Genomic DNA, 15,377 nt, shown 5'->3' on the forward strand with positions numbered 1-15,377 from the left:
GTTGAGAAAAATTGAAGCTAAAAAAGTTAAGTAGTGAACAAAAAAAGAGAGAGAAAAATCTAAACGAAAGAGAGAAAAAGATAGAAAATAAAGAAAAAAAACTGGCTCTTGACAAAGAAAAAGCAGAACTTATAAGGAGAAATCTTCGACAAGAGGAAAAAAAAATTAACAACTCAGCTGATCAACTGTTTCGAAGAGAAGAATTATTCATTCAACAGATTTTAACAATATCAGAAAAAGAAAAAAAAATTCAAGAAGAAAAACTAGAACTTAAAAGAATAAAGGAACAGGCAGTAAACGACTTAGAAAAAATAATTCCAATGAATAAAGAAGAAGCAAAAAAGAATCTTTTTACTTTATTAAGAAAAGAAATCGACCAAGAATTAGAAGAATATAAAGAGTGAAAAAATAAAGAAATAAAAGAAAAAATTAAAGAAGAAGGAACAAAGATAATTTGTCTAGCTCTAGAAAAGTGCAGTTCTGAGTTAGTTTTTTCTCGAACAACTAGCATTTTACAAGTTGAAGATAAACAAATGATCAGCAAGATAATTGGCAAGGAAGGACGTAACATTAATACTTTTAGAAGGATTACCGGTACTGAGATTATTATTGACAAAGAGGTCGAAAAAATGACTGTTCAAATTTCCTCCTTTAATTCCTTACGTCGTGAAATAGCTTATCAAACTTTAAGTTCGTTAATTAGAGAAGGTAGAATAACACCTTCAAAAATTGAAAAAGAATATTATAAAATAAGTTCAGAAATTGACAATTTGACCATTGAGAATGGAAAAAAAGTGTTGAAGGAATTAGATATTAGCAACGTTCATCCAGAATTAGTCAAATACTTAGGAAAACTTAAATACCGTACCAGCTACGGACAAAATGTACTGGAACATTGCTTAGAAGTTGCTAAATTAGCCGGAATTATTGCATCTGAATTAGACTTAGATGTTGTTCTAGCTCGCCGTGCAGGTTTATTTCATGATATTGGTAAGTCAGTAGAAGATAACAAATTTTCTCACGTATCAAACGGTATTGTCTTAGCTAAAAGATACAAAGAATCAGAAATAATTATTAATGCAATTGCTTCTCATCACCACGATTTTCCAGCTAATAATTTTTATTCTTTAATAATTTTGGCAGCCGACAAGTTATCGGCTGCCCGTCCCGGAGCTCGTGGTCATCAGTTAGAAGCTTATGTTGAAAGAATGAGCAGTATAGAAAAAATTGCCAAAAAATTTCCAGGAGTTAAGAAAAGTTACGCCTTTCAAGCTGGAAGAGAAATATGAATAAACATAGATTCAGAAATACTTAGCGATCATCAAGCTTGAAAAGTTTCACAAAAAATAAAAAAGAAAATAGCAGAAGAAATTATTATTCCAGGAGAAATAGTTATTTATATTATTCGAGAAAAAAAGTTCGTTTATAGAATAAAAGACTCAGATGATAATAAGTAAAAAAAAATAAATAAATACCAAGTTAGAAAAACGAAGCTTGATACTTTCTAATATCTTAAAACATAAATTTCAGTAACCAGAATTACTCTAGTTCTATACATAGGTAAACTATACAAAATTCATCTAGAAATCAAGTAGTACTTGGGCATGATTAAGCCAATTAAATTACTTGTTTTTATTGTTCAAAAAAAACCTTTATGAATCTTCAAGAAAATTAGGAGTTGTTTTATTTCCTTCGTTTTTTTTATCTCTTTATTTGGAATAGATTTTTTGCGTTATTTCAATTATTTTTTCTTTTTCTAATTCAGTTAGAATTTAGGAAGATTTTTGTAACACTTATGGATTTTTATAATCTTTTAATTTTTTAGTATTTATTTAATATAATAAAAGATTATAAAAATTTTTCCAAAAGCTCTGTCCAAATAAACATTTAATTTCCAAGTTAGGATAGATTCAGAAGAAGATGAAAAATAAATTTACTTGTTTTTTTGAACTCGAGAATAAATACACAGATTACTGTCCTTAGTTCAAGGAAATTAAAAACAACATATTCCAATCCTTGTAACTTTCTCAACTAATTTTTGAATTTATTTAATAACAAATTTTTACAGATAATTTAAAATACTCATTTTTTTCATTCTTAATATTATTTTCATTAATAATTTGGCGATCGTGGTTGGACCAAAAAACAATTTCACTTCTTGCTTTTTTTTGCATACTTGACAAACTATTATTCATAGATCTCATATTTCCAAAAAATCCAGATTGGAATAGTTTTAATGGCATTTTGCGTTCATTAAAAAAATCAAAAATTTCAGTTGCAGAAAAGAACAAACCTCCTTCCAACCTTAAACTCAACAAATGCTTTGAGGCATATTGGCTAATTTGCAAAAGTATATTCTCATTGCGTATAACACGTTTCTTGTCATTATCGAAATAAAATATTGCTTTTCGTAAGCATCGGCAATTTTTAAAAATTGGAATAGAATATTCGAAATAATAGCTTGAAACATTACTCACAACTAATTCTAAAAGATTTTGGCAATTAGTTGCAATTGCGTTAAAAACATCAATAATTTCATCTGCTTTATAGATATAAAACTGTTTATAATTATAATAAATAGTTAAAAACTCTAGCCTTAAATTAGAAGCAGCGAGTATTTGTTGTAGCTCTGTCTTGCTAATAGCCAATGAATTAATATATAATCTTTGCAAACATGGAGGTTGAATATAAATTGTTGTCGTATTAAATAAGCCATCGAAACTGTTAGTATCTACGTGTAAATGTTTAAGTTTTTTACAATTAGAAAGAAAATTAAGAGGTGAAAGAAAAGTTTTTTGCCAAACTAAAATATTAACAATAAATTTTATAAAAAAAGGTTTCATTCCTAACACAGTATTATCACTAATTATAATTTCGGTTATTTGGTTATTGCAAGACTTTAATAAAAGCTTGAAAAACGATCGGGTAATATCCAATAAGCGAGGTAAATAATTATATTGAAATTCCCTATTTTTTATACCAATATATAGCATAGTTATAGCATCAAATATCTTAGAAGTATTTAATTTTTTCAAAAAAGAAGCATAGTCGAAGAAAGGAATCTTTTGTAGTTTAATAAGGTTATCTATCTCAAAAAATTCTTGAGCTTCGGGAGGTAAAAGTTGAAATAATAGTATAGAAATTATTTTCGAATGATGTTTTTTATCAGAGATACTAAATGGTTGTTTCCATAAGAAAGGAATAACACATTTCGCGAGATTGCGAGATACAAGGGATAATTTAAACAAAGAGGAAGAATCAGTCTCTAAATTAGAAATTATTTCAGACAAAATTTCAGGAATAAAAAGTTGCATTTTGTAAATTTATTGAGTCGAAATAGAGATAATTATAATTAAAAAAGCAACATCAAAAAACAAGTTTGGCGCAAAGAATAAAAAAAAGAATCATTAAAACTCTAAATATCAACTCTTCGCTTGTGATATTTATGAACAAAACAAAAGAAGCCAATTACACTGAAAAAGAGTAAAAGGATTGATTAATAAAATCCGTGATGTTCATATTAAAAATAGTTAGCATCATCCCACAATAATATGCTTACACTAGAAAACAAATAAATATTCTGATTCAGTACTCCTGAGTTTTCTCTTGCTTTTAGGTACTTCAATTCAACAATGAAAGTATTGTTTATCAAACAAATAGGAATGTTTTATAAGACAATAGTTATGGTACAATAAATTTACTGAAAACAATAAAATAAAAGTTTTACTAAATTATTTCGTTTTCTATTTTTAACTTTTCTTGGGCTAAATCTCTCAAACAACCATTGTTTTTTCCAACACTTTTTCAATATTAGTTCGATAATGATTATAATTTTTTTGAATCTTTACTAATTTTTTATTAAGTAAATCAATAAGTTTCAACTTAAATTGGTAGTGATTGGAATTTTGTAATTCTCTTTCTGCTTCTTTTATTTCTTAAAAAGAGTTTTTTTCAATTCTTCTTCAATTTCAATTTTTTCAGTATTGATAAATCCTTGGGCTAGTAAATCATTACCGCCGAATTTCCCATTATATAATTTGGTGATTTGGTTGGCTATTGTTTGGGTATTTATTTTTTTTGTTCGGCTTAAATCTTTGCTAATAGTTACTAAAAAAAGGTAATTATTTTTTTTTGTTGATTTGCTGAAAAAAATAATTAGAATAGGATTGTAAAGTTGACAATATTTTTCCGCAAGAACCTTGAGAAAATCCCCTTTTTCGTTTTTAAATTCGTAAATCAGGTAAAAAAATTCACTATGATTTCTTAGAGGAAGCGAAGAATAAAGATTAATCTTTTCTTCAATTAGTTTCTTTTCCAATTTTTTCTTTCATTGCTTAAAGTTTATTAACAGATTTTCTGCTAAATTCAATTTACGATAATTATCTTTACTAATTTTCAAAGGAAAAGATTTTAGCAAACTAGCAAATTCTTCGTTCGGTAATTTTTCTTTGTACTTATTATATTCATCTTTTGCTTTTTCTACTTCCTTATTGGCAGTAGTTATCTTTTCTTGTAAATAGTTATTAACTGTTTCTTGAGTAGCAATAGCCTCTAAACGGAGATTATTTTTGCCTTTTTTCTCTTGTTTAGTAATGAGAAAATCACCAATTTCAGAAGAATTATTAACATGAGTTCCGCCACAAAGTTCTAGGGAAAAATCACCAAACTGTACTGTTCTCACTATGTTTTCGTATTTTTCGGTGAAGAAAGCCAAAGCCTTTCGATTTAGTGCTTGTTCATAAGTTTCATAATTAATTTGACATGGATAACCTTTTTTTATTCATTCCTCTACTTGATTTTCGACAGCAATAATTTCCTCTTTTGATAAATTATTTTCGTGATTAAAATCTAATCTTAAAATTTTGTTGTCAAGATAGGATCCATCTTGTTGAATTTCTGAACCTAAAACTAAATGCAAAGCAGAGTTTAAAAGGTGAGTAGAACTATGATTACAAGCAATTTTTCTTCTTCGATCAATGTCAATTTTTGCCATTACTTTTTCTCCTACTCTCAAAATTCCCTTCACTGAAACTTTATGAAGATGGAATTTATTGTTTACTAATTTCACATCCTGAACTTGTGCTAAATTATCCTCCTTGTTTATCCAACCTCGGTCAGAAACTTGTCCGCCTTTTTCTGCATAAAAAGGAGTCTTGGAAAGAAAAAGATAACCATTTTCGTTTTGTAATTTAGTAGTTTTCTCCTTTTCTGTAAAAATCTCAAGTATTTCTGTTTCTACTTCGTTTTTTTCGTAGCCACAGAATTCCGATATTGAGTTATCTAAATTAGTAAACAATTCTTTTGGTAATGAATTCATATTATAAAATTTTTATAGCGTTTTAGTTTTTCTTTGAAAGGAAAACAAATTTTAGACCAAGTAAATTTTTGTTCTTGTCAGATGTTCATTTGCCATTGTCATTTTTTTTATGGAAGATAGAGTTTTTTAGCTTTTATTTAAGCTTCAATTCTTTTTTTATTAAAAACATTTTTTTCTCGGCTAAAATTTTTAAATGCTTGTTATTTTTTTCCACTATCTCTTGAATGCGGAAAAAGTAATCACTATAACTCTTTTGGATAACAGATAATTTTTTATTAAGTAAATCAATAAGTTTCAACTTAAATTGGTAGTGATTGGAATTTTGTAATTCTCTTTCTGCTTCCTCTTTTTTTTGGTCGTTTAATAAAGCGTAAATAGTTATCAAATTAGAAATACCTGGTCTTTTTGCTGGGTCATAGTATATTTTTTCTTCACTATCAGTCAAGGCTCCTTTAATTTTTTTCACAATTTTTTCCGGTTCGTCCAAAAGGCTAATATAGTCGTTCCCACTTTTGCTCATCTTTTTTGTGGGATCTTTTAAGTCCATTATTTTGGCTCCAAACTTAGGAATATCAAAGGTGGGTAATTTTAACAATTCCTTGCCACAAAAATTGTTAAAATTTTTGGCAATATTCTTGGCTAATTCTAAATGTTGTTGTTGGTCTTGCCCGACAACAACTAAATCGGCATCATAAAGAAATATATCGGCAACCATTAAGACAGGATAAGATAATAAAGCCAAATTGCCGGTTTCCTCGCTCTTCTTTTTTTCTTTATACTGTATCATACGACCTAATTCTCCCACTGTAATATATGGAGAAAGCAACCAAGCCAGTTCAGTATGTTCTTTTATTTCCGATTGAATAAATATTTTACATTTTTCCTCTTTTAGTCCACAAGCATATAACAAAGAAGCAATTTCGTAGCAATTTTTGCGATAATTAAAATTAGGCTTAGGAACTGTTAACGAATGTAAATCGGCAATCATTATAATAATAATTTCACATTCATCTTGGATTTTTAGTATAGGATAAATTGCTCCTAAATAATTTCCTAAAGTAAGAGTACCACTTGCTTGGATACCAGTAAAAAAACGCAGTTTAGACATATTTATTATTTTTGCTTATTGAGCTTCTCTTACATAAGGCAATAAGTACATATTATACTTTTTGTAGTTTACTAACAAATTAAAAATAATTAACCGTTCTTAACAATCATAATTAGTTTTAAAATTAGGCAATTACATACAACTTTATACCAAAGTGAAAAATAATAGCAAAGTAACAAGTAAAAAAAACAATCAAACAATACCAACAAAGAGCTGATAATTTAAAAGCCAAGATAAGAAATAAAGACTAAGTTATCAATAAAAAGCAGGATATTATTACTAAGGCTGAAAAACATTTAGGAATTAACAGTTTATCAAACCTACCTACTATTCCAATGGGTAAAACTTTAACTGATTTGATAACTTTTTATAATAACCCTTCGACTTGTTCTCATTCTACTCCTCAGCCGATAACTATTAAGGAAATTCCTAGTAAAGCACAGAAAAGAAAAAAATATTATTTACAAATTGAGAATATTTCTGATACTCTTTATTTATTCCTTTTCAGTGTGAATATTGTTTAACATTTTGTAGCGTATTTAGCGTATTTAATAAAAGCAAACCGCATTCTTATCATGGATTCTGAATTTTAGTTAGTAAAGCGTCAAAATGCTGTGGTCGATGAATAGCCATTTCTGACAATTGTTTTCTGTTCAGCTTAATTTGAGCTAACTTAATTAGGCGAATAAAACGTGAATAATTTAGGTTTAGATCTTTTCGTTCGGCACAGGCATTGCCTAGACGAGTTATTCATAAACGACGGAAATTTCTTTTTCTTTGTTTGCGATCTCGATAAGCATAAGATCAAGAATGGAGTAACTGTTCTTTAGCAGTTTTAAATAACTTGTGCTTAGAACCAAAATATCCTTTAGCTTTTTTCAAGATTTTTTTACGTCTTCGTCGCGTTACTGGTGTATTACTTACTCTAGTCATATAATCTTATTTTTTTAATGTATTGTGATATTTATCATCATTTGTTTTTTTACTCTTGGTGCATGAATTAAAACTTTTAAGTTATTGTTTTTATTTATAAAAAATGTAGACTTGTTGTTGTATTAATCTTTTTTCATTTATTTAACATCATTATGGCTACTATTGATTTTATAATAATATTACTTACCATGCAGAAAAATCATCATATATTTAGAGGAAAGGAGATTCAATCTCAGAAAAAACAAATAAGATGCTAAACAAGAACCTTTGTTTATATAGTCTTAGTAAGTGAATAATGCATAAATTGCGTAAATATTAAATAGTTATCTGATTTATTTAATATTCGTATGAATGAAACGATTAGGTGAATTCTTTATGCTAACTAAAGCAGATTTTTCTTTAATAATTTAACAGGTAACATTTCAAACTTCAAGATACTATAAAAAGATAGAGAATTTTGAGATTAAAGAGATCTGATCTTAAGATAATCTTAAACTTGTAGCGATAGTTCAAAAGCTATAACTAAATTTTCATACTTGCACTAGGTTATTCCTTATCTTCCTGTATTTTTCATTTCTTTTAACTTCTTAAAAAATAAGAATTAAATTTGACTAAGCAACAAAGTAACGAACTTTCGAAGACTTGCTGCGTTTTTCGCTTTCGTGATCAAGATAAGTTTTTTTTGCAAATCTTCTTCATAGAAAATTTTTTGTCTTAATCTTATTTGGAATTCATTACAAATCTACGTTAGAGAGCCATTCTATTTTAAAATTTTGCTTTATTTTAAAAAAAATGATATAAAAATCTTAGAATTAATTTTTTTTGTAGAGTTACTTACTAATTATAAAAAATAACATAACATGAACATATTAGTTTTCATAAGCTTTTTTTTATTTATTTTTTTTATTCTTACTAGATTTTTTTTGTTTTATCAACATCCCCAAAAGCAAATTTTTCTAAAAGAAAATAAAAAACGAAAAGAAATAACTCTTAAAGAGTTAAAAGAAAAATTCGTTGATGAAATCAGAAGCCACATTTTATCTTTAAATTCTAAAAATTTAAACATTGTTCCTTATCGAAATCAAATTTATTTGCAGACTAATAGAAAAGATTTGGATAATAAAAAACAAGAAATTTTAACTGAAATTACTAATTTAGTTAATTCGCCCATAAGTTTAAAACAACCAAAGGAATTCCAAAAAAAATCCCAAAAACCAAAACTGAGAAATGAAAATGACAAGTCTAAGTCTAATAGTGAGGAACCAAACCAAGAAAAGAACAAAGAAGAGCAATTAAAACATTCCCCTAATCCGAAGGAAACCAATAAAGATAATCAGCAAAATGCTTGGATGAAAGGGGACGACATATACAGTTTCTACTGTTCTATTGATAAAAAGGAAGGAATGCTTTTTTTAGATCCTCTTTACTTGGGAGATTTGGTTAACAAGCAAGGAGAAAAACAAGTTTATTCAATAGAAAATCTTATTAAGAAAAAATTAAACAGAAATAAGTTAGTTTTTATACCAGCCAACCGAAAAAATTGTCATTGGTCATTATTCGTTTATGAGAGAGAAACTAACATTTTTCATCATTATGACTCGCTAAATGGATTAAATTTCTCCTATTTTTATCTTCTTTGCGAGAAAATATTAATAAATAAATCATTAAAATCACTTTCTACTAACACTATTAAGGAAGAAAGAACGCCCCAACAATCAAACGGAGATGATTGTGGAGTATATGTGATGGCTATAACTCAATTTTTAGTAGAAAGGTATAAAAAAAATCTTCTAAGGATGAGTTGGGAAATAGGTGATAGTGAAAAAGAAGAAATACATAAGTTGGTGAGAGAAATAAGAAGAACACAAAATAGTGCAAAATTCTAAAAAAATTAGGTTGACAAGAAAATAGAAATTCTTTTAAAAGCAAAAGAGATAAATTGCTAAAAATATTAGAAATATTTTTTAAATAGATATGTCAAGTATTCATTATTCGCTGATTAATACATGTTTTGTTGGTATTTTTCTGTTTATTGTTGTTTATAGCATTAAGCAAAAATCGGATCATGTTATTCTGAGAATCACATTGTCCAGCACTGGACGCTAAGCGAGAAACTAATTCTTTACTTTTTGGTTATTTTAAAATGATATATGAATGAAGTGCTAGGTAGTAGACAATTTTGAAGATTAATAAAAAATGTTTTATTTATGAAAATGCCCTTTTGCACAGGATGATTACAATTGTATTGGAATAATTTTTAAAGCCCCATCTAATAAGCAACAATAAATTTAACTGTTTGGAGATTGTTTGGAAAAATATATCACAATACAAATTAAAAATATGGGATTCAAATACATAAGAAGTAAAAATAAACTTGATTTGTAAAGTTTATTATTATAGTAAAACAGTAAGTTGAACAATCATTATTAGAATTCAGATTAGGAAATATATTCTTTATTAATTTTTTTAATGCAATGAAGGGTGTTTCTTCTCTGACAAAAAGAATTTTCTATTAGCTCCCTCTTTATATTTTAGACGAAGACTAAAAATCGTTAAATCGCTATCTAGACATGTAAATTTGATAAAGAATGCAAAGATTTTGCATTAACCACTTAGCAGAACGAATATAACAATATTTTTAACGTTTTACTCACAAAGTCAGTACACACAATTGTTTTTTAACATTCAAAAGAATCTTAGAGACATTCTTCATCTACTTGTTGTATTTCACTGTCCTTATATTTACAATCCAAAGATAATTTTTGGATAAAAGGGATCGCAATGAGAACCATTATTTTTCTATTTAAATTATTGCTAATTTTAGTAGATTAAAAAAAAGTAATTGTATATTATCAAATTAACAATATCAAATGAAACAATATCTTATTAAAATTATTAATAATAATAGATTATTATTTAGTATTGTCTGTTAATATATTATAAGGCTGCTTTTTCACTGTTGAATCTTAAAATAAAATTATTTTCTATATTAACAAAATAAAGAAATTTTTAGCAATACTGTCTGGCAAAAAAGTTCATTATTCAGCTTATTTATAATACTAACTAATATACAAAAAAACATGGCTGGCGTCATCGACTACAATTTTCTTTTAATCTATGAGACATGGATCTGCGGAGTTGCATTTGTGGTAAACGATTTTTACTTAATACAATTAACTTTGATATAATAAAAATCAAACTTTATCTATTCAATTTTGTCTAATAATGTCTACAATTTTCTTTAGATATTTTTGCACAATTTGATTTTTTCAGTAATTACTTATTTCAAAAAAAAGCAAAATCTTTTCCTCTATATTCTCAAAATTGTTCTTAATCTAAGTGGCATACTACTTTATATGAATCAATTTTTTCTTCTATTGATAGTTTTGCCAAGAATGACTGAAAACAAATGTGTTATCATTACTTATATTCGATTATTAGCCGACCTTTTTTTTCGTCTTTCTTTTACTTTATTTCTTTTAAGATGTCTAAACGTCGTTTGTAGTAACAGTTTTAATTGGTGGACGAGCGTCATTTTATTTACTGGCTGCTCTTTTTCTCATGTAAGTAGTAAGCACATGGCACAATTTCAAAAAATGCCAAAAAAAAAAATAACTTTATATTTAATTTATTTGACTACAGTTATTATACCTAATTTTGATTCGACCTAAGTTGCAACTTAATCTAGAGACTAAAAAATTAGTTTGCGACGGCGGAGTAATAGGAATGATTAAAATTTCTCAATTCGTTTCTCTAGTATTTTATACTCTCATAGATATGTTTGTAACTGTTCAAATTTCTAGAACTTTATTTAAGTCACATACAAAGTTTACCAAATTTCTTTCAACCGAGAAAAAAAAAACAAAAAGAGGACCTTTCATAGCTGTCATACTTTGGAATATATTTAGATCATTTATATCTTTATTCATAACTCTCCTCTATATACTTTATATCTCTTTTGGTTATGATCAAACTATCACCAATGAAGAAATGATAATTTTGTATAGTCTGTTATTTATTTTTCTGGCTCTTAGTTCTTGTGTTATTACTTATGATGCAAAAATAATAAAAAAACTCGAGGGTAAAAAAAAAGAAGAAATTATCGTTAACCAAACAAAGACCGACCTACTAACATCAAAATAAAGTAAGTAAAATTAATATTTCCTTTTATTCATTATCATTATATAAGTATTAATTTTGTATATAACTTTGTTAAAAAATTCATTTTTATCAAGAACTACAAGAAAGCTTAATCATGTGGATGTAACTTATTCTCATTCTTTAAAGACTTTCAGCTGAAAAAAAGATTTGATATGTTATCAGCAACTTAAAAAACCTTTTTTATAATGAACTCTTTTAAAATCAAAGAGAAAAAAACAAAATGATAAAGATAAAACAAAAATAGGTCAATTAAGATTGATTGTTATTATAAAAATCATAATGAAAAACAGTTAGCTTTCCAATACAACATGTTCTAACAATTTGCAATTCAATAACAAATGCAAAAAAAACTTTCGAGAATTCTATTTTGGAATAAGACAAAACTCTTTTTTTGTTAAACTTTTTGCTTATTTTATAGTTATTAAAATAAGAAACAATAATTTTTTGATACAGTTTTCAATAATTAGTTGGTTGTTTTTACCGTGACTTGTTCATATATTGTCTTGCTTCTTTCATCGATGAGTACGTTCTTCTATCTTCTCTACTCTTCAGTTAATTTGTGTTCGATCATTTTCTTATATGATAATTGACTTCCCACCATTCAATTTCTGGAAGATAAGGAAATAAAACTTTAATAAAAGAACTAAAATTTAAAAGAAAAATCTGGAAAACAAAAATCAACAGAGTAAAGTAGGAAAACTGACTATAGAAACTTCATGTAGAAGAAATTAATAAAAAAATTAAAAACCATATTAATGGAAATTAATATTAGCAACGATGGATTAAAAAAAATCTGTTTGGGATTAGAAATACATATTACTCTTAATAGTAGAAAAAAAATATTTAACTGAGAAAATACTTACCACGGCGATATTCCTCCCAATAGTCAAGTTGGGGCATGAGAATTAGGTTATTTAGGGGTTTTACCAACAGTTAATCCCGAAGTCATTCAGTTAGGGTTAAAATTAGCAACGGCTTTGGAAATGGAAATTAGCAAAATTATTCTTTTTGACCGGAAAATCTATAATTATTTTGACTTACCAAAAGGTTATCAAATCACGCAACAAGAGCGACTGTTTGCCATTTCGGGAAATTTACCACTTGTTAAAGAAAATAATATCGAAAAAATACCCATAAAATCTCTTCAATTAGAGGAGGATACGGCCAAAAGCATTTATGACCAAGAAGGGGTTAAATTGGACTTTAATCGAGCTGGTAATCCATTAATCGAATTAGTTACTGAACCGGTTTTTCAGGAAATAGAAACTGTTTTGCTATTCATTAAACAACTCCAAAATCTCGTGCGTTATTTAGACATTTCCGAAGCTAGAATGGAACAAGGCCAATTAAGAGTAGATTTAAATTTTTCTCTAAAACTAGGTCGTAATTATTCTACTCCACGCTATGAGGTTAAAAATCTTAATTCTTTAGCCAACATTGAAAAGGCAATAAGATATGAAATAAATAAACACCAATTATTATTTTCCCAAGGTCAAAATCCTCCTATTAGTCAAACACTTGGCTTTGATGAAGCCAAACAGACAACCATTTCTCACCGGAAAAAGACTAGATATTATTATCTGCCCGAGGTTAATATCCCTCCCATTAAAATTTCCCAAAGAGAAATCCAGAAAATAGCTAAGAATATCCCTACTTTACCCTGAATAAAATGAGAACAATTAACTAAAAACGGGGTAAATCCTGCCAAAATGAACTTGATTATAGAAAAACCAATGCTATTAAAAACACTTATCTTTTTAGAGAAAAAAGGCAAATTTCAAATGTAAATTATAGAAATCAGCATAAATAACTTTTTTAGCAAAGCGAACTTGACTCTAATTTCAGAAAAATTAGTATATATAATGAAGTAATTATGACAACATTACAAGAATGATTAGACAAGAAGTATCCCACTAAGGAGGAGAGGAAAAAGGTGGAGAAGGTTGAAAATAATACAACACATTTTAGATTAACTTTTTATGACACAGAGAAATATGATAAGAAAAAAAAAGAGATAGAGGAGGAATACAAAAAAAGTAGAGATTCAATTTGATTATCAGATTTGTCAAAAGAGGAACAAAATAAAAAATTAGATCAAGCAATTATTAAATCGCTTGAGGAGGGAAGCGATTTGGAAGATGAATATAGAAGTCGTGCTTTATTCAAAAAATTCAAAAAAGGGGGATTAGATTTAAGTGAGTATACTAATTTGAAATCTTTAAAAATTGCAAAAACCTCTCTAACTAAATTAGAACTTAGTAAATGTAATAAATTAATTAGTTTAGAATGTGGTGAAAATCAACTAACTTCAATTGACTTTCTCATCCAATTGCCTTGTCCTGAAAAGTTAGAAAGATTAGAGATTTACGATAATAATATTGAGTCTACTACTTTGGAATTCTTACGACCTTTTACTAATTTAAAAGATTGTAAACTAGGGGAAAATATTAGTAAAAATAAGAAAGAAAAGAAAGAATTAGAACAAAGACTACAAAGCAAAACTTACAATAAGTTTTATGGCTCCCTTGAACCTATTAAGAACTTAACTAAATTAGAAAAGTTGTGTATTGCTGGCACTGACGTTGACGAGGGAATAGAATATATACCTACTAAAATAGCCAAATTATCAACTGAGGCAGTAAAAAAAGGAGAAAACCCGACGCAACTTAACTTAATCGATTGTCAACCTTTAAGACCTAGTGCCAAAGTAGCCAAAATTCAAAACGAACTCCGACTCTTCAATTACGATATAGAAGCCTGACAATTAGCCCACCCTGAGAAAATGCTAATTGCTAGACCTGAATTATTTACTAATCCTGATAGTAGAGAAAAATGATTAGAGGCTTTAAATAATAAAATCACACAAAGCCAAGAAACTTTAAATCATATCACTAAAATTGCCAAAACTGCTCGTCTAGAAACTAAAATCCAAGAACTAGAATTAGCCAAATCTACCATTCACCAACAAACCCAAACCGAGTTTAGCACCCAAGACAAAGGAACTCAAACTGATTTAGCCGCCGAACAAACAACTAAATTAGAACAGAAAAATCAACAATTAAAGAAGAATTATGAAAAAGAAACTCAAAATACAGTCAAGGAAATTGCTATTCCTTTCAAAATTGATAATTCTACACCCCAAACGGAAGAAGAAATAAAATGGGAAACAATAAAAACAGGTATCGAAAAGGAAACCGAGCTAACCCGTTTAGCAAATAGATCCTACTGGGATATTCAAATCCAAAACTTACAAGATAACTTATTACCGGCTAATAAACAAACAATCGTTCTAAAAAACCGATGTTGGCAGCGAGAACAACAAATCAAAGCCAAAATTGAAAAACCTCCAAAAAACAGTTAATGAAAAAAGAAAATAATCTTTCCTTAGTTAGGGAATATGAAAATTGAATTACTTTCTATCTAAATTATTTAAATCCTTATTTTTCAGAAAAGAATTTTTTCCTTTTTCAAAAAAAATGACAATCTTATTGAGAACTTTTCCAATTATGAAAAGAAAAAAAATTAGATAACAAAGAAATATCAGAAATTACTAATTCTCTTTTAACAACTAAAAAAACTTTTGTTTCTTTGGTGAAAAAATATGAAAAAAAAGTGAATATTGATAAAAGTTTGGTAGAAAAAGAGTTAGAATATTTATGGAACGAAGAATTAGCCAAAAAAATTACTACTGACCGCCAAAAAGTTCAAAATTACCTTCTTGGTCAAGTTAAAAAAAAATTTTCTAACTACCCCATAAAGGAAATTATCTTTATGATTGACATTATTTTAGCGAGAAAAACCTAAGCAAAGTAAAAAAACTAGAGCTTTAGAAATTAGCAAAAATATGTTCTAGAAGAT

At 27.5% G+C, this 15,377-nt stretch carries 10 protein-coding genes; 6 read left to right on the forward strand and 4 right to left on the reverse strand.

Features of this window, described 5'->3' with window-relative positions:
- The first annotated feature begins 11 nt into the window (after positions 1-11).
- Positions 12-1,457 carry an HDIG domain-containing metalloprotein gene (locus GvMRE_RS11155; protein WP_172575390.1) on the forward strand — a complete coding sequence of 482 codons (1,446 nt, stop codon included), beginning with the start codon at positions 12-14 and terminating at the stop codon, positions 1,455-1,457.
- A 591-nt stretch (positions 1,458-2,048) separates the two neighbouring features.
- Here GvMRE_RS11155 and GvMRE_RS11160 read toward each other — a convergent pair.
- From GvMRE_RS11160 to trpS, 3 genes are all read right to left on the reverse strand, one after another.
- Positions 2,049-3,314 carry a hypothetical protein gene (locus GvMRE_RS11160; protein WP_147411323.1) on the reverse strand — a complete coding sequence of 422 codons (1,266 nt, stop codon included), beginning with the start codon at positions 3,312-3,314 and terminating at the stop codon, positions 2,049-2,051.
- Between the two features lie 614 nt (positions 3,315-3,928).
- On the reverse strand, positions 3,929-5,317 hold the full coding sequence (locus GvMRE_RS11165; protein WP_147411324.1) for an alanine--tRNA ligase-related protein: 1,389 nt from the start codon (positions 5,315-5,317) through the stop codon (positions 3,929-3,931).
- A gap of 133 nt (positions 5,318-5,450) precedes the next feature.
- A complete protein-coding gene (gene trpS, locus GvMRE_RS11170) occupies positions 5,451-6,425 on the reverse strand; it encodes a tryptophan--tRNA ligase (protein ID WP_147411325.1) in 975 nt (324 codons plus the stop codon).
- 335 nt (positions 6,426-6,760) lie between these two features.
- Here trpS and GvMRE_RS11175 point away from each other — a divergent pair, with 335 nt between their 5' ends.
- Complete coding sequence (locus GvMRE_RS11175) at positions 6,761-6,949, forward strand: hypothetical protein (RefSeq protein ID WP_147411326.1); 189 nt, start codon at positions 6,761-6,763, stop codon at positions 6,947-6,949.
- A 46-nt stretch (positions 6,950-6,995) separates the two neighbouring features.
- On the opposite strand, the gene rplT is transcribed toward GvMRE_RS11175, so the two are convergent.
- Positions 6,996-7,358, reverse strand: a complete 363-nt coding sequence (rplT, locus tag GvMRE_RS11180) for a 50S ribosomal protein L20 (RefSeq protein ID WP_147411327.1) — start codon at positions 7,356-7,358, stop codon at positions 6,996-6,998.
- Positions 7,359-8,218: 860 nt separating this feature from the next.
- On the opposite strand from rplT, the gene GvMRE_RS11185 reads away from it, so the two are divergent.
- The 4 genes from GvMRE_RS11185 (at position 8,219) to GvMRE_RS11200 (ending at position 15,323) form a co-directional block, all read left to right on the forward strand.
- Positions 8,219-9,244 carry a Ulp1 family isopeptidase gene (locus GvMRE_RS11185; protein ID WP_147411328.1) on the forward strand — a complete coding sequence of 342 codons (1,026 nt, stop codon included), beginning with the start codon at positions 8,219-8,221 and terminating at the stop codon, positions 9,242-9,244.
- Between the two features lie 3,030 nt (positions 9,245-12,274).
- Positions 12,275-13,306: a hypothetical protein gene (locus tag GvMRE_RS11190; RefSeq protein WP_147411329.1), complete on the forward strand. Its 1,032-nt coding sequence runs from the start codon at positions 12,275-12,277 to the stop codon at positions 13,304-13,306.
- 86 nt (positions 13,307-13,392) lie between these two features.
- Entirely contained in the window at positions 13,393-14,880 is a 1,488-nt protein-coding gene (locus tag GvMRE_RS11195) for a leucine-rich repeat domain-containing protein (RefSeq protein ID WP_147411330.1), read from the forward strand.
- Entirely contained in the window at positions 14,880-15,323 is a 444-nt protein-coding gene (locus GvMRE_RS11200; RefSeq protein WP_147411331.1) for a hypothetical protein, read from the forward strand. The genes GvMRE_RS11195 and GvMRE_RS11200 overlap by 1 nt, the downstream gene beginning before the upstream one ends.
- Positions 15,324-15,377 lie beyond the last annotated feature (54 nt).

Source organism: endosymbiont GvMRE of Glomus versiforme, from assembly GCF_003546845.1.